The sequence below is a fragment of the Streptomyces sp. NPDC006925 genome (assembly GCF_042869575.1).
In the GTDB taxonomy this organism is placed as follows: Bacteria; Actinomycetota; Actinomycetes; order Streptomycetales; family Streptomycetaceae; genus Streptomyces.
Genome location: NZ_JBIAGB010000010.1, coordinates 64,375 through 78,629, shown reverse-complemented (window position 1 = coordinate 78,629; position 14,255 = coordinate 64,375). Strand labels below are relative to the sequence as shown.

The 14,255-nt window shown below is 72.6% G+C and carries 15 protein-coding genes; 8 read left to right on the top strand and 7 right to left on the bottom strand.

The window, feature by feature from the left end; all coding sequences use genetic code 11:
• Positions 1–7: 7 nt before the first annotated feature.
• Complete coding sequence (locus ACFYNS_RS16050) at positions 8–874, bottom strand: DMT family transporter (protein ID WP_388603489.1); 867 nt, start codon at positions 872–874, stop codon at positions 8–10.
• 239 nt (positions 875–1,113) lie between these two features.
• Between ACFYNS_RS16050 and ACFYNS_RS16045 the strand changes: the two genes are divergently transcribed.
• A complete protein-coding gene (locus tag ACFYNS_RS16045) occupies positions 1,114–1,989 on the top strand; it encodes a LysR family transcriptional regulator (RefSeq protein ID WP_360291222.1) in 876 nt (291 codons plus the stop codon).
• 75 nt (positions 1,990–2,064) lie between these two features.
• On the opposite strand, the gene ACFYNS_RS16040 is transcribed toward ACFYNS_RS16045, so the two are convergent.
• Entirely contained in the window at positions 2,065–2,949 is an 885-nt protein-coding gene (locus tag ACFYNS_RS16040) for an HAD family hydrolase (protein ID WP_388603349.1), read from the bottom strand.
• Between the two features lie 346 nt (positions 2,950–3,295).
• Here ACFYNS_RS16040 and htpX point away from each other — a divergent pair, with 346 nt between their 5' ends.
• The gene (gene htpX / locus ACFYNS_RS16035; RefSeq protein WP_019360016.1) at positions 3,296–4,201 is read left to right on the top strand and encodes a zinc metalloprotease HtpX; all 906 of its coding nucleotides are present in this window, start codon (positions 3,296–3,298) and stop codon (positions 4,199–4,201) included.
• Positions 4,202–4,354: 153 nt separating this feature from the next.
• On the top strand, positions 4,355–4,942 hold the full coding sequence (locus tag ACFYNS_RS16030; RefSeq protein ID WP_360291227.1) for a hypothetical protein: 588 nt from the start codon (positions 4,355–4,357) through the stop codon (positions 4,940–4,942).
• Positions 4,943–5,109: 167 nt separating this feature from the next.
• Here the strand turns inward: ACFYNS_RS16030 and ACFYNS_RS16025 are convergent, their stop codons facing one another.
• Positions 5,110–5,403, bottom strand: a complete 294-nt coding sequence (locus tag ACFYNS_RS16025) for a hypothetical protein (RefSeq protein WP_360291229.1) — start codon at positions 5,401–5,403, stop codon at positions 5,110–5,112.
• On the opposite strand from ACFYNS_RS16025, the gene ACFYNS_RS16020 reads away from it, so the two are divergent.
• From ACFYNS_RS16020 to ACFYNS_RS16005, 4 genes are all read left to right on the top strand, one after another.
• Entirely contained in the window at positions 5,402–5,749 is a 348-nt protein-coding gene (locus ACFYNS_RS16020; RefSeq protein WP_388603346.1) for a hypothetical protein, read from the top strand. The two genes, ACFYNS_RS16025 and ACFYNS_RS16020, sit on opposite strands and share 2 nt — an antisense overlap.
• 234 nt (positions 5,750–5,983) lie before the next feature.
• Entirely contained in the window at positions 5,984–6,985 is a 1,002-nt protein-coding gene (locus ACFYNS_RS16015) for an oxidoreductase (protein WP_360291234.1), read from the top strand.
• Between the two features lie 164 nt (positions 6,986–7,149).
• On the top strand, positions 7,150–7,503 hold the full coding sequence (gene arsC, locus ACFYNS_RS16010; protein WP_360291237.1) for an arsenate reductase (glutaredoxin): 354 nt from the start codon (positions 7,150–7,152) through the stop codon (positions 7,501–7,503).
• A 271-nt stretch (positions 7,504–7,774) separates the two neighbouring features.
• Complete coding sequence (locus ACFYNS_RS16005) at positions 7,775–8,668, top strand: amidohydrolase family protein (protein WP_360291308.1); 894 nt, start codon at positions 7,775–7,777, stop codon at positions 8,666–8,668.
• A 163-nt stretch (positions 8,669–8,831) separates the two neighbouring features.
• Here the strand turns inward: ACFYNS_RS16005 and ACFYNS_RS16000 are convergent, their stop codons facing one another.
• Entirely contained in the window at positions 8,832–9,347 is a 516-nt protein-coding gene (locus ACFYNS_RS16000) for a hypothetical protein (protein WP_360291239.1), read from the bottom strand.
• 73 nt (positions 9,348–9,420) lie between these two features.
• Between ACFYNS_RS16000 and ACFYNS_RS15995 the strand changes: the two genes are divergently transcribed.
• Positions 9,421–10,323: an LLM class flavin-dependent oxidoreductase gene (locus tag ACFYNS_RS15995; RefSeq protein ID WP_388603345.1), complete on the top strand. Its 903-nt coding sequence runs from the start codon at positions 9,421–9,423 to the stop codon at positions 10,321–10,323.
• A gap of 36 nt (positions 10,324–10,359) precedes the next feature.
• Here ACFYNS_RS15995 and ACFYNS_RS15990 read toward each other — a convergent pair whose 3' ends face one another.
• The 3 genes from ACFYNS_RS15990 to ACFYNS_RS15980 form a co-directional block, all read right to left on the bottom strand.
• Positions 10,360–11,322, bottom strand: coding sequence for a MerR family transcriptional regulator (locus ACFYNS_RS15990; protein ID WP_360291244.1), 963 nt, complete (start codon positions 11,320–11,322; stop codon positions 10,360–10,362).
• 68 nt (positions 11,323–11,390) lie between these two features.
• Entirely contained in the window at positions 11,391–13,187 is a 1,797-nt protein-coding gene (locus ACFYNS_RS15985) for an SDR family oxidoreductase (protein ID WP_360291246.1), read from the bottom strand.
• Positions 13,184–14,035, bottom strand: a complete 852-nt coding sequence (locus tag ACFYNS_RS15980) for a M24 family metallopeptidase (protein WP_388603343.1) — start codon at positions 14,033–14,035, stop codon at positions 13,184–13,186. The genes ACFYNS_RS15985 and ACFYNS_RS15980 overlap by 4 nt, the downstream gene beginning before the upstream one ends.
• Positions 14,036–14,255: the final 220 nt, after the last annotated feature.

Here is a 14,255-nt window from a genome sequence, read left to right as displayed (position 1 = left end):
CGGAGAACTATCGGCCGGGCCGCCCCGCCGGTCCACCGCGTTTCGCCACCGCCGGCGGACCCGCGCTGCGGGGATGCGCCTCGGTGCTCACCGCGACCGTGTTGGCGGCCACGATCACCAGGACCGCCGCCCAGGAGAGCGCCGGGAGGTGCTGACCCAGCGCCACCAGCCCGATCAGCGCCGCCGAGACCGGGTTGACGCTCATGAAGACCCCGAAGAAGTGCGCCGGGACCCGGCGCAGGGCCATGAGGTCGGACAGGAACGGGACGGCGGAGGACAGCACCCCGGCTGCCAGGGCGCAGGCGGTGGCCCCGAGTGTGGGCCGGTGGTGCAGCAGCGCGCCGATCCCGAGCGGCAGATACAGCGCTCCGGAGACCAGCGCCGCGGCGGCCGAGCCCTGCGCCCCGGGCAGCCGCTCCCCCACCGTGCGGTTGAGCAGGATGTAGCAGCCCCAGCAGACCGCGGCCAGCAGCGCGAGCGCGATGCCGAGGTAGTCGGTGCTCGGCGCGGGCCGCACCAGCACGACCACGGCCGCCGCGGCGGCCCCGGCGCAGCCCAGATGCAGCCGACGCCGCGAGCCGGCCAGCGCCACGGTCAGCGGGCCGAGGAACTCCAGCGTCACCGCCAGGCCGAGCCCGATCCGGTCGATCGCCGCGTACAGCGACAGGTTCATCGCGGCGAACACCACGGCCAGGCCGAGCACCGGCCGCCACTGCGCGGCGGTGAAGGACCGCAGCCGCGGCCGACCGGCGGCCAGCAGCAGCACGGCGGCCACCCACTGGCGAACCGCCACCACGCCGACCGGGCCGAGCGTCGGGAAGGCGAGCGAGGCGAGGGCCGCACCGGACTGGTTGGAGACGCTGCTGCACAGCATCAGCGCCAGTCCGGACAGCCGGCCGCGGCGGGTGGGCCCGGGCCCTGCGTACACGGCAGGCACGTCTGCCGTGCCGGGTGTGTCGGGTGCGCCCGGCGTGGCCAGGGCGTCGATGACAGGTGCGGGTGCGTGGGGCGTCTGGTGCGCGCGGGGTGCGGAGGACCGTGCCATGACCGCACTGTCGTCCGCCATCATGCATACGCAAAATGCATCGCAGTCGCCATCGATACGCTGTGCGTATGCAGAACGCATCAGGGCCGGAACTGGAGCTGCGCCAGCTGCGCTGCCTGGTCACCATCGTCGACACCGGGAGCTTCACCGACGCCGCCCTCGAACTGGGCGTCTCGCAGGCCTCGGTCAGCCGCACCCTGCGCTCCCTGGAGCAGCTCCTCGGCGTCCGGCTGCTGCACCGCACGAGCCGCACCGTCTCCACCACGACCGCCGGAGTGGAGGTCCTGGTCCGCGCCCGCCAGCTGCTCGCCGAGGCCGACAACCTGGTTCGCGCGGCCACCGCCGGGCGCACCCGGCTCCGCCTCGGGCACGCCTGGTCCTCCGCGGGCCGGCACACAGCGGAGTTCCAGCGCCGCTGGGCCGAGCGCCACCCCGGCATCGAGTTGCAGCTGATCCGCCACAACAGTCCGACGGGCGGGCTGGCCGAAGGAGCGTGCGACCTCGCCCTCGTGCGCACCGCCGTCGACCGGTACCGCTACGCGCACGCGGTCCTCGGCCACGAGCGCCGCGTCCTCGCCATGGCCTCCGACGACCCCTGGGCCAGGCGCCGCAGCATCCGCCTCGACGAGGCGCGGCAGCGCACCGTCGTCGTGGACCGGCGCACCGGCAGCACCACCCTCGAACTGTGGCCCGCGGAGTCGCGCCCTGCCATCGAGTACACCCACGACATCGACGACTGGCTCGCGGCGATCGCCACCGGGCGCTGTGTCGGCATCACCCCCGAGGCCACCAGCACCCAGTACCGCCGCGTCGGCATCACCTACCGCCCCCTGCGCGACGCCGCCCCCGTACCCGTCCATCTCATCTGGCAGCACCACGACCCGCACCCCGCGACCCACGCCGCGGCCGCCCTGCTGACCGACCTCTACGGCGAGCACCGCTGACGCACCCGGCGAGCGGGCCGCCGCCCGCCGTGAGCGCCCTCGGCCCGACGTCCGGACTGCCCGGTACGGGTCGTCTCAGAGGAAGCTCTCGATCACGGCGGCCACTCCGTCGTCCTCGTTGGAGCCGGTGACGTGGTCCGTGCTCAGCAGCACGTCGGGGTGGGCGTTGGCCATCGCGTAGGACCTGCCGGCCCAGGTGAGCATCGCCAGGTCGTTGGGCATGTCGCCGAAGGCGGCGACCTCGTGCGGGGCGATGCCGCGCTCCTGGCAGGCCAGCGCGAGCGTGCTGGCCTTGCTGACCCCGCGGCCGGATATCTCCAGCAGGGCGCTGGGGCTGGAGCGGGTGAACTCGGCGTGCGCCCCGGCGGCCGTGCAGCCGAGGGTGAGGAAGGCGTCGGGGTCGCCGGTCGGGTGGTGGGCGAGGAGCTTGACGATCGGGTCGGCGAGGTGGCCGTCCCCGCCGTCGGCCAGCAGCTCGTCCACCGGCGCGTAGGAGGTTCCGGGGTCCTGCGGGAAGGACGGGTAGGCGGGCTCGTAGTGGATGCCCGCGGTGCGCTCGACGGCGAAGCTCACGCCGGGCGCTGCGTCCCGCAGCGCCTGCACCACGTTGACCGCGTCCCGCCGCGCGAGTTCGCGCACCCGGATCACCCGGCCGCCCGCGTGCAGGTCGACGACGGCCGCGCCGTTCGCGCAGATGGCGAGGCCGTGGCCGTGCACGTGCTCGCTGACGATGTCCATCCAGCGAGCCGGCCGGCCGGTGACGAAGAACACCTCGATCCCGGCTGCCTCCGCCGCGGCGAGGGCGGCGATGGTGCGGTCCGAGACCGTCTTGTCGTTCCGCAGCAGGGTGCCGTCCAGATCGGTGGCGATCAGGCGGGGGGCGGTGCGCCTGCCGGGCGACGGCTGGGTCCGGGGGGCGGGGTGTTCGGACGAACGAGTCGGATAAGTCACGTGAACCATCTTCGCGCATATGCCTGAACATGCGTGCGGACCTCCGCACGGATGAGTGACGAAAAAGAGCACACAGTGAGGACAGGGGGCACGCCAGCGCACGCAAGGGGCGCACGAGACGGAAGTGAGCGCACCCCCTATGCCCACCCGGACGGGCGCGGAGAGGACGGGACGGGCCGCACGCCCGGCCGGGCGCGGAGACGGTGAGACGGGCATCCCGGTCATCCTGGCTCTTGGCAGGTCAAAACACTCTTGTCGTCCCTGAAGCGGCCGAACAGGCACAATCGAAGAGAGCGCCTCATGCGTGCTGCGCTCCCGCGCTACAGCCTTCGCGCCTCAGGAAGGAGCGGCCGCCATGGCTCGTCACTCGCGCTACGTCGCAGACCGTGGTCTGACCGCACGGATGGTCACCACCATGTTCTTGATCGGCCTGCTCTACGTCGTTCTGGTCGGCGTCCTGGTGGCAGTGCTGAGCAACGCCTGGCCCTTCGTGCTGGTGATCGCGGGCGGGTTGTTCGTGGCGCAGTTCTGGTTCAGCGACCGGATCGCCGCCTTCAGCATGGGCGCCCGCGAGGTCACCCCGCAGCAGGCTCCCGAGCTGCACGGCGCCGTCGACCGGCTGTGCGCCCTCGCCGACATGCCCAAGCCGCGGGTGGCCATCGCCGACAGCGACGTCCCCAACGCGTTCGCCACCGGCCGGAACCAGAAGAACGCCCTGGTCTGCGCCACCACCGGACTGATGCGCCGGCTGGAGCGGGACGAACTCGAAGGGGTGCTCTCGCACGAGCTGTCGCACGTGGCGCACCGGGACGTCGCCGTCATGACCATCGCCTCCTTCCTCGGCGTGCTCGCCGGGATCATGACGCGGGTGGCCCTGTGGGGCAGCCTCGGCCGCAGCGCGGGCCGGGACAACAACGGGGTGGGACTGCTCCTGCTGCTCGTCCCGCTGGTCAGCGCCGTCGTCTACGTGATCAGCTTTCTGCTCACCCGGCTGCTGTCCCGCTACCGCGAGCTGTCGGCCGACCGGGCCGGAGCCCTGCTGACCGGACGCCCCTCCACCCTGGCCTCCGCCCTCACCAAGATCAGCGGCGACATGGCCCGGATCCCGACCAAGGACCTGCGGAAGGCCGAGCCGTACAACGCCTTCTTCTTCGTCCCTGCGTTCTCCGGCGAGAGCCTCGCCTCGCTGTTCTCCTCGCACCCGAAGCTGGAGAAGCGGCTGGAGCAGCTCAGCCGGATATCGACGCAGCTCGGCCAGTGACCACCGCTCCTCTCGCCGGGACGACTCCCGGTGCGCGGCCGACCGGCGAGGGCGACCCGACGGGCGACGGCTCACCATCGACGAAGGACGACTCACCACCGAGGGACGACGACCACCGAAGGACGACGACTCACTTCTGAACGGAGGCCGAGCGTGGGCTTTCTCGACGTGCTTCTGGGCCGCAGCAAGCCCAAGCGCCCCGACCTCGACCAGCTCTTCGCGCTGCCCGCCGCCGCGCTGACCTTGCAGGCCGGGACCGCGTTCCTGCCGACCGGCATCGGAGCCGTCTGCTTCGCCAGCGTGGAGGGCGGCGCGTTCAACCGGCTGCAGAGCGACGTACGCGAACTGCTGGACGCGGACACCGCGCGCGGCGGCATCCCCGTCGAGTTCGGCCAGGACTCCTACGGCTACACCTGGCTCACCGCGCGCCAGCCGCCCGACGACATGGCGGCACTCGTCAACGATCTGCACGCCGTCAACACACTCCTCGCCGAGGGCGGGTTCGGCCCGCAGCTGCTCTGCTCGCTGGTGTCCTTCCGGCACGAGAGCTCGGGCGCCGCGCTCGCGCTGATCTACCTCTACAAGCGCGGCACCTTCTACCCGTTCGCCCCGCTGCTCGGCGGCGCGGAGAAGCGGGACAACGCGCTGGAGCTCCAGGTGCGCGGACTGTTGGCGAACGACCTCACGGTGGAGGAGGACCTCGGCCGCTGGTTCCCCGTCTGGGGCGCCCCCGGGCTCTGAGCGCACGCGCAGCCCGGACGGAGAACCGCACGGAACCGCCCCGCCGCGTTCCGCCGCCGGCGCCTTGGCAACCCCTCCCTGCGAGGGGCGGATTCAGCTCTGGCAGGATCATGCGCTCAGAACATGGTCCGGCCGTGCGGGCGAAGCGCCCCGGCCGGATACGGGGATCAACGGGGAAGTGAGGACGACATGCGTACGTGGACTCGTGCTGTTCCGGCGGTGGCCGGAGCGCTGGTACTGACCGTCGCGGTGACCGGGTGCAACAGCCACTCGAGCTCGAAGAAGTCGAAGAAGAAGAGCCACGCGGGGTCGCACTCCTCACACTCCCGCTCCTCGAAGGAGAAGACGACCTTCCGGCTGGGCCAGGCCAGCCCGGTCCAGAAGAGCGACGAGTCGAGCTCCAGGGGCGCCAGGTACACGGTCACCCCGACCAAGGTGCAGACCGGCACGAAGGCCGACATGGACAACTCCGGTCTCAAGAAGGACGAGGACGACGGCCCGCAGATCCCCATCTACGTCTGGTCGACCCTGGAGAACAAGGGCGGCAAGCCCATGGAACTCGGCGACATGGACGACGACCTGGTCGTCAAGACGGACAAGAACAAGCGCACCCGCGCCCTCATCGTCCTCCTCGGCCAGGCCAAGTGGCCCAACTGCCCCAGCTTCGACTCCGACAAGGAGATGAAGCCGGGCGAATCGGAGAAGATCTGCTCGGCCTTCCTCGTCCCGGCGGGCCAGAAGGCCGCCGCCGTCGAGCTGAACCGGGGCTTCTCCAAGGCCCCGCTGGAGTGGCCCGTCACCAGGTAGCCGAGCGGCCGACGAGCATCCGGTGCTCGCGGCACTCCCGGCGCCCCGACGCCTCCCACGTGCGCGTCCCCGTCACCGGGGGCGCGCACGTGGCGTTCGCGGGCGGTCGGGCGGTCGGGCGGTCGGGCGGTCGGGCGGTCGGGCGGACGCACCCGCGGACGAGGGCCCGTCGGGCGGCTGCGCTGTCGGCGAAGTGGGCTGGGCAGGCCGCACGTTCGCTGGTTGTGTGGCGGGATGGAGATACTCGTTCTGGGCGGAACGGCGTGGGTGGGGCGCGAACTGGCGCGGCAGGCGATCGAGTGCGGACACACGGTGACGTGCCTCGCGCGCGGAGAGAGTGGAGAGGTCGCCGACGGCGCCACGCTGGTCGCCGCCGACCGGCGTGACCCCGCTGCGTACGCGCCGCTGGCCGGGCGGACATGGGACGCGGTCCTCGAGGTCTCGTGGCAGCCGGACTTCGTCCGCGGTGCGCTCGACGCGCTCGGGGACCGGGCCGGGCACTGGACCTACGTCTCCTCCGGCAACGCCTACGCCTCCCACGCCGAGCTCGGCGCCGACGAGTCCGCACCCACCCTCGCCCCCACCGACCGGGGCGAGGTCGACCGCTCGCTGTACGGCGAGGCCAAGGTCGCCTGCGAGGAGGCGTCGGCCGCCGCTGTCGGCGACCGGCTCCTGACCGCCCGCTGCGGCCTCATAGGCGGGCCCGGCGACGCAAGCGGCCGGTCCGGCTACTGGGTGGCCCGCGCGGCCCGCGACCCGCACGGGACGATGCTGGTGCCCGACACCCCGGCCCTGCCGACCCAGACGGTCGACGTCCGGGACCTGGCCGCCTGGCTGCTCCGCGCCGCCGGGAACGGGACCACGGGTACGTACGACGCGGTGGGACCGGTCGTTCCCTTCGCGGACTGGCTCGCGCTGTCCCGGGACACGGGAGGCCACACCGGACCGGTGCGCTCCGCGGGGTCGGATTGGCTGCTCGCCCACGGCGTGGCCCCGTACATGGGCCCCGAGTCGCTGCCGATGTGGCTGGTGGAGCCCGGCTGGGAAGGGTTCTCGGCCCGCAGCGGTGCCGCCGCGCGCGCCGCCGGACTCCATCACCGGCCCCGCGAGGAGATGCTGGCCGACACCCTGCGCTGGGAGCGCGAGCAGGGCCTGGACAGGCCGCGGCGGGCCGGGCTCGGCGCGGAGCGCGAACGGGAACTGCTCGCGGCGCTGGCTGACGCGGCCCTGGGCTGACGCGATGCCGGACTCACGCGATGCTGGACTGACGGGGCGTCGCCGGGCTGACGCGATGCTGGGCTGACGGGGCGCTGGGCTGACGCGATGCTGGGCTGACGGGGCGCTGGGCTGACGCGATGCGCAGCGGAGCCGGGCCGGGGTGTCCCGCATAGCATGACGCCATGGCGAAGACGGCGACGCTCTACCACAACACCCGCTGCGGGACCTCCCGGAAGGTCCTGGCACTGCTGGAGGACGCGGGCTACGACATCGAGATCGTGGAGTATCTGAAGACCCCGCCGGACGCGGACACCCTGCGCGGACTCATCTCCGACGCGGGGATCCGGACCGGGGACGCCGTCCGGACGAAGGAGGCCGCCTACCAGGAACTCGGCCTCGACCGGACGGACGTGACCGATGCCGAGTTGATCAAGGCGATGACCGCACACCCCGCACTGATCCAGCGGCCCTTCGTGGTGACGGACAAGGGCACCCGGCTGGCACGGCCGGCCGAGGTCGCGAACGAGGTGCTGTAGCCCTGCGTCGGCTGCTCGCGCGGGAGCGTCCCCGTCGACGGGCTGTTGGGGCGGGTCCGGGAGGGCTCGGGCTCGAAGCGGGCGGACGGACGAGCGCGGCGGCCGCATCCGTCGCCCACCCCGAGAGTCACAGGAGTCGCATATGAGCAGGCACGAGCAGGCGCGGGACAACCGGGCGCCGGGGACCGGGATACCGGCAGCCCGAGCCGCGGAGGACCGGGCCGCCGACGATGCCGTGCAGGACCGGGCCATGGACGTGCAGGGCCGGGCCATGGAGGAGCGGGCCGCGGCGGAGCGGGAGCGCGTGGCCGCGTTCCGCGCCCGCATCGGTGCGCCCGCGCTGATCGACATCCACACGCACTTCATGCCGGAGCGGCTGCTGGCCAAGGTGTGGGCCTACTTCGACGCGGCCGGGCCGCTGGTCGGACGCGCCTGGCCGATCACCTACCGCACCGACGAGCAGCGCCGACTGGCTGTGCTGCGCGGCTTCGGCGTCCGCTCGTTCACCTCGATGCTCTACCCGCACAAGCCCGGTATGGCCCGCTCCCTGAACGACTGGGCCGCCGACTTCGCGGCCCGCACGCCCGACTGCCTGCACACCGCCACCTTCTACGCCGAGCCCTGCGCCCCCGACGACGTGCGCCGCGCACTCGACCAGGGCGCCCGCGTCTTCAAATGCCACCTCCAGGTCGGCGGGTTCGACCCGCGGGACCCCGCGCTGGAGGAGGTGTGGGGCCTGCTGGCCGACGCCGGCGTCCCCGTGGTCACGCACTGCGGATCCGGACCGGTGCCCGGCGCGTTCACCGGCCCCGGACCGATCGGTGCCGTACTGGAGCGGCATCCGAAGCTGCGCCTGGTCGTCGCCCATCTGGGCATGCCCGAGTACACCGAGTTCCTCACGCTGGCCGCACGCCATCCGGAGGTCATGCTGGATACGACGATGGCCTTCACCGGCTTCGCCGAGGAGGCCGCCCCGTTTCCCCGCGACGCCCTGCCCCGCCTGGCCGACCTCGGTGAGCGCGTACTGCTGGGCACCGACTTCCCCAACATTCCGTACCCGTACGCCGACGCGCTGGAGTCGCTGGAGGAGCGCACCGGCCTGGGCCCCGCGTGGCTGCGGGCCGTGTGCCACGACAACGCGGTACGGGTCTGCGGACTGGACTGACCCGGCGACGGCGGCAGGCCCTGCCCGGACCGCCCTGCCTCCTGGGCTTCCTGACCGTCCTCCTGGGCTTGCTGACCGTCACGCCTGTCCCGGCGTCCCGGCTGTATCCGTTCGTCCTGGCTGTACCCGGCGTCCCGCTGTACCCCGCGTCCCGGCTGTCCGGTCATCCCGGCAAGGAGTTCAGCCAGCGGGACAGGCCGCCGTACGCCATCGGCACGACCTCCTTGTAGGAGAGTTCGTCGTCCAGGGAGACCACCAGCCGGCAGAACGGCGGGTACCAGGTCCGTTTCAGATGAGCCCGCCGGTCGAAGACCGCTTCCAGGAACGCCGGGGTCGCCTCGCGCGGCAGGTCGTGGAAGGTCACCCCGTCGACCGTGATGTGCGCGTCGCCCTCCTCGAAGAGCTGGACCGAGATCTTCGGGGTGAGCGGTGCACCGCCGCCGTCCGCCGTGCTGCCGGTGGCGGGGATCTCCAGCAGGGCCTCGTGCGGGAGGGAGCCGTCCTCGTCGGTGACCGCGAACGCTCCGGCCGCCGTGCGGCGGGACGACTCGTCGGCACCGATGGCATGCTCCACCGACACCGGAAGCCCCCTGCGCTCCGCCAGCGCGCACAGCACGGAGACGGCCGACTCGGTGCTGTGGAGCTCCGGCGTGCGGTGCGGCGGGTGGGTGTGGTCCATACCACCGAGGATGCCTGCTCCCGGGCGGGGCCGCGAAGCGGGGTGCGCGGGCTGTGCGTTTAAGCTCGGGGGTATGCGTCTGAGCACCGTGATCCTCCCTGTCCGCCGCTGGTCCGAGGGTGGACGGGAGAGGTGGCAGCGAGCCGAGGAGCTGGGCTTCCACGCCGCGTACACCTATGACCACCTCTCGTGGCGGGTCCCGTTCCGCGACGGCCCCTGGTTCGGTGCCGTCCCCACCCTCACCGCCGCTGCCGCCGCCACCTCCCGGCTGCGCCTCGGCACGATGGTCACCTCGCCGAACTTCCGGCACCCGGTCCCGCTGGCCAAGGAACTGATCACCCTCGACGATCTGAGCGACGGCCGGATCACCCTGGGTATCGGCGCCGGGGGCTCCGGCTTCGACGCGACCGCCCTGGGCGGGGAGGCCTGGACGCGCCGGGAACGGGCGGACCGCTTCGCCGAATTCGTGCCGCTGCTCGACCGGCTGCTCACCGAGGACGAGGTGACGGCCGAGGGCGTCTACTACGCCGCCCACGAAGCGCGTGGACTCCCCGGCTGTGTGCAGCGGCCCCGGCTGCCGTTCACCGTCGCCGCGACCGGTCCGCGCGGGCTGCGGCTGGCCGCCCGTCACGGTCAGGCATGGGTGACGACGGGTGATCCGGCCGCCAACGAGTCCGGTACGCCCGCCGACTCCCGGGCCGCCCTCGGCCGCCAGACCGATGCCCTGGAGAAGGCGTGCGCCGACAGCGGCCGGGCGCCGGACACCCTGGGCCGTACCCTGCTCACCGGCTTCACCCCCGACCGCCCGCTGGAGTCCCTCGATGCCTTCGTGGACTTCGCCGGCCGCCATGCCGCCCTCGGGTTCGACGAACTCGTCCTCCACTGGCCCCTCCCGGGCACCCGCTTCGAGGCCGACGAGAGGATCTTCGAGCGGATCGCCACCGAAGCCCCCGCCCAGCTCGGCAGCGCGGGCTGAGCCGGAGCGCCTCCCCCGTGCTGGGGGGTTCGCAGCTCATCTCCCTTCCGAACTCATCCGGTCCATCTGCCGGGCCCGCACCTCCCGCTCCGCCGCCGCCGCGATGAAGTCCGGCACCCGTTCCTCGCCGACGAGGGCGCCGACCGCCTCGACGGTTTCGGTCGGCAGCCGTATCTGCGCGGTACGGGCCGGGTCCGCCGGTGCGGGTTCGGTCGGGGCCGCAGCCGCCGAGCGGAGATGGTCGCGCAGGTTGCGGGCGGCGAACTTCTGCATCGCTCGCGCCAGTTCGGCCTCCACGGTCTGCTGCGCCAGCGGGCGGAGGCGGCGCACCAGGTCCGCCGCCTCGGAGGCGTCCCCGTCGGAGAGGTGGACGCCCAGATAGCGGACGAACACATGCTCGTTGGTGAAGTCCAGGAAGCGGGCGGCGATGTGCTCCACCTGGCCGCGCAGTTCCCGCAGCTGCCCGGTGATGGCCGACAGCGGCACACCCGCCTTGTGCAGCTCGGCCGCCACCGAGAGTTCCTGCGGGCTCGGCACCCGGAACTCGTCCTCGCGGTCCGGAAGCGGTTCCAGCACCCCCAGGGCCAGCGCCTCCGAGACCGCTTCCTCGTCGTACTCCCCGCCGAACAGCTCACCGAGCTCGACGCGTGAGATGCGGCCCGACACCTCGTCCGTCCACGGCCCGTCCACCTCCGTCACCAGGCCCAGCACCCCGGCGAGTCCGCGGCCCTCGTCCCACGCCTGGAGCAGCTCCCTTATCGAGGCCAGCGTGTATCCGCGCTCCAACAGCTCGGCGATCTGCTGGAGCCGGGCCAGATGCGAGTCGTCGTAGACGTTGGCCCGGCCGCGCCGTCCGGGCTTGGGCAGCAGGCCCTTGTCCTGGTAGGCGCGGATGGTGCGCACCGTCGCGCCGCTGCGCTGCGCGAGGTCCTCGATGCGGTACCCGGACTCGGACGTCGAAGCCGACGTCGGCCCCGCGGGGTGGGGGGACGGAGGCATGGTCGTGAACTCCTCTGACGGCCGGTACGGCGCGACGGGCCCTCGGGTCCGCCGGCCGTCACCTCGGTCTAGGTGGGCGGTTGAATGCGGGCTATCCCGCGCAGTGCCCGCGGGGTGAAGCGGGACAGCAGCCGGGCGCCGCGGGCTTCGGGTGTCACCGGTACGACGGCCTGATTGCGGACGACCGCGCGCAGGACGGCGTCCGCCACCTTCTCCGGCGGGTAGTTCCGTATCCCGTAGAGCCGGGAGGTGCGGCGCCTGCGGCGCTGCTGCTCCGCCTCGTCCACCCCGGCGAAGCGTGCGGTCGCGGTGATGCCGGTGTTCACGAATCCGGGGCAGATCGCCGTCACCCCGATGTCCTTGCCCGCCAGTTCGGCGCGCAGACACTCGCTGAGCATCAGCACGGCGGCCTTGGAGGTGCAGTACGCGGGCAGCGCGCGGGAGGGCTGATAGGCGGCGGCCGAGGCGATGTTGACGATGTGTCCGCCCTGGCCCCGCTCGGCCATCTGCCGTCCGAAGAGGCGGCAGCCGTGGATGACCCCCCAGAGGTTGACGTCCAGCGTGCGCTTCCAGTCCTCGGTCGAGGTGTCCAGGAAGGCGCCCGCCATTCCGATGCCCGCGTTGTTGACCAGCACGTCGACCGTGCCGTACTCGGCGGCCACCTTCTCGGCCAGCTTCTCCATCGCCTGCTCGTCCGCCACGTCGACCGTCTCCGCCCACGCCTGCGGCGCCCCCACCAGCCGGGCCATGTCGGCGGTGCGGACGGCGCTCTCCGTGTCCCGGTCGACGGCGATCACCCGGGCTCCGGCCTCCGCGAAGGAGAACGCCGTTGCCCTGCCGATACCGCTGCCGGCGCCCGTCACCAGCACCAGTTGGCCGGCGAACCGGTCCGCGTACGAGCCGGTCGCCGCGGGCGCCGGGGCCGGCAGCTCCGGATCGCTGCCGTCGACGAACTCGCCGATCCAGTCCGCCAGCCGGTCGGGCCGGGTGCGCGGCACCCAGTGCTTGGCCGGAAGCGTGCGCCGGGTCAGCTGCGGCGCCCACTGCTCCAGATCGTCGTACAGGTGCTCGCTCAGAAAGGCGTCCCCGGTCGGTGTGATGAGCTGCACCGGTGCGTGTGCGTAGCAGTCGGTGCGCGGACGGCGAAGCCGGGCCCGGACGTTGTCCCGATAGAGCCAGGCGCCGTGCGCCGCGTCGTCGGGCAGCGAGTCGGTCGGATAGCCGCCGCGCGGCACCTTCTCGGACAGCTCCAGGAGTCGGGGCCAGCGCTTGCCGAGCGGCCCCCGCCACGCCAGCTCCGGCAGCATCGGGGTGTGCAGCGCGTACACGTACCAGGACTTGGCGCCCTGGCCGAGGAGCTGGGCTGCGCGGCGCGGTGTCGGCCGGGTCGTCCGCTTCTTGATCCAGTGGCCGAAGTGGTCGAGCGACGGGCCGGAGATCGAGGTGAAGGAGGCGATCCGCCCCTCGGTACGGCGCACCGTCACGAACTCCCAGCCCTGCACCGACCCCCAGTCGTGGCCCACCAGGTGCACGGGCTCGCCCGGACTGACCGCGTCGATCACCGCGAGGAAGTCGTCGGTGAGCTTCTCCAGGGTGAACCCGCCGCGCAGCGGCTTGGGCGCCGTGGACCTGCCGCAGCCGCGCACGTCGTAGAGGACCACGTGGAAGCGGTCCTGGAGCCGGCGCGCCACCCCGGACCAGACCTCCTTGCTGTCCGGGTAGCCGTGCAGCAGCACCACCGTCGGCCGTGCGCGGTCGCCGAGCTCCGCGACGCACAGGTCGATCCCCCCGGTGGCGACCCGGCGGACCCGTGCGCCCGCCGGCAGTCCGCCCGCCTCCGTGCTGCCGTCCGTCTTCGCGTTCATACCGCCTGTACCTCCTCCTGCCGACGCCGCACATGCGGCAGATCGTCATCCAGCCAGAACGCGCTCTCCACCGGGTCCCGGGAGTCGGTGACGACCAGGATCTCCTCGAACTTCGCGCCCGTGCCGCGGAACCCCAGATGCGGCTCCACCGCCCACAGCCCGGGCTGCGGCGGATGGTCCGAGAAGCGGTGCGGGCTCCACAGCGGCGACCAGCCCTCCCGGTGCCCGTGCAGCGCGTCCCGCGCCAGTCCGCGCAGCGCGTTGGTGCCGAACCCGAGGACCGTGGGCGATCGGCGGCGCTCCGGGACACGGTCGACCTTGTGCGCGATCACGCCGAACGGATAGGCGCGGTGCCGGTTCGCATACCCCTGCGTGAGCATCAGCCGCTCCACCTCCTCGTACACCGCTCGCAGTGAGCGGCGCTCCCGCACGGCGGTGAGGATCAGCTCGCGGTGCTCCAGCAGGTCCGCCAGCAGGCGTCCGTGCAGCGGGTCGGGGCCCAGGCAGCCGGAGTATCCGATGTCGGAGGTGAAACCGCCCCGGATCGGCGCCATGTCCAGGATGAAGGGCATACCCGGCGCCAGCTTCCGGTTCGTGGGGAAGAACTGGAGCGGGAACGTGAAGCCGGTGAACGCCGTGCGGTCCCCGAACCAGGCGAAGGGCAGATGGAACCAGTCCGCCACCCCGCGCTCACGCAGCCATTCGCGCTGCATACGGGCCGCCTCCCGCTCGGTCACCCCCGGCTTCAGCCGGGCGGCCACCGACTCCGCGCAGGCGTAGGCCAGTTGCTGGACTTCCCTGAATCCCCGCAGGTCAGCGGAGGAATAACCGCTCGTCGCCGCGCGCATCGCCAGCCTTCCGTCCGTGGGCGTTCCCCGTCTTGTCCGTGCCTCGTCGGTGCGTTCGCCAGTGGCCCCCGTGCGGGCGCCGCCCGCCAGGTTCCGGCCCGGGTCCCGTAGCCGGGCCGTGGAGGTCCGCGACGGAGACGCGGGGGAATCCCCGGCACGTGAGCAACTTGACACCGATGAATGTGACATCGGTCCATGGCTGGGTCAAGAGGTCCTCCCA

Excerpts from the sequence above, each read along its gene's own strand:
- ACFYNS_RS16025 (WP_360291229.1), bottom strand. The coding sequence starts at position 5,403 with ATGTCGGCCTTCGTGCCGGTCTGCACCTTGGTCGGGGTGACCGTGTAC.
- arsC (WP_360291237.1), top strand. The coding sequence starts at position 7,150 with ATGGCGAAGACGGCGACGCTCTACCACAACACCCGCTGCGGGACCTCC.
- ACFYNS_RS16015 (WP_360291234.1), top strand. The coding sequence starts at position 5,984 with ATGGAGATACTCGTTCTGGGCGGAACGGCGTGGGTGGGGCGCGAACTG.
- ACFYNS_RS15980 (WP_388603343.1), bottom strand. The coding sequence starts at position 14,035 with ATGCGCGCGGCGACGAGCGGTTATTCCTCCGCTGACCTGCGGGGATTC.
- ACFYNS_RS15990 (WP_360291244.1), bottom strand. The coding sequence starts at position 11,322 with ATGCCTCCGTCCCCCCACCCCGCGGGGCCGACGTCGGCTTCGACGTCC.
- htpX (WP_019360016.1), top strand. The coding sequence starts at position 3,296 with ATGGCTCGTCACTCGCGCTACGTCGCAGACCGTGGTCTGACCGCACGG.
- ACFYNS_RS16000 (WP_360291239.1), bottom strand. The coding sequence starts at position 9,347 with ATGGACCACACCCACCCGCCGCACCGCACGCCGGAGCTCCACAGCACC.
- ACFYNS_RS15995 (WP_388603345.1), top strand. The coding sequence starts at position 9,421 with ATGCGTCTGAGCACCGTGATCCTCCCTGTCCGCCGCTGGTCCGAGGGT.
- ACFYNS_RS16050 (WP_388603489.1), bottom strand. The coding sequence starts at position 874 with ATGCTGTGCAGCAGCGTCTCCAACCAGTCCGGTGCGGCCCTCGCCTCG.
- ACFYNS_RS16045 (WP_360291222.1), top strand. The coding sequence starts at position 1,114 with ATGCAGAACGCATCAGGGCCGGAACTGGAGCTGCGCCAGCTGCGCTGC.
- ACFYNS_RS15985 (WP_360291246.1), bottom strand. The coding sequence starts at position 13,187 with ATGAACGCGAAGACGGACGGCAGCACGGAGGCGGGCGGACTGCCGGCG.
- ACFYNS_RS16020 (WP_388603346.1), top strand. The coding sequence starts at position 5,402 with ATGGACAACTCCGGTCTCAAGAAGGACGAGGACGACGGCCCGCAGATC.
- ACFYNS_RS16040 (WP_388603349.1), bottom strand. The coding sequence starts at position 2,949 with ATGGTTCACGTGACTTATCCGACTCGTTCGTCCGAACACCCCGCCCCC.
- ACFYNS_RS16005 (WP_360291308.1), top strand. The coding sequence starts at position 7,775 with ATGGAGGAGCGGGCCGCGGCGGAGCGGGAGCGCGTGGCCGCGTTCCGC.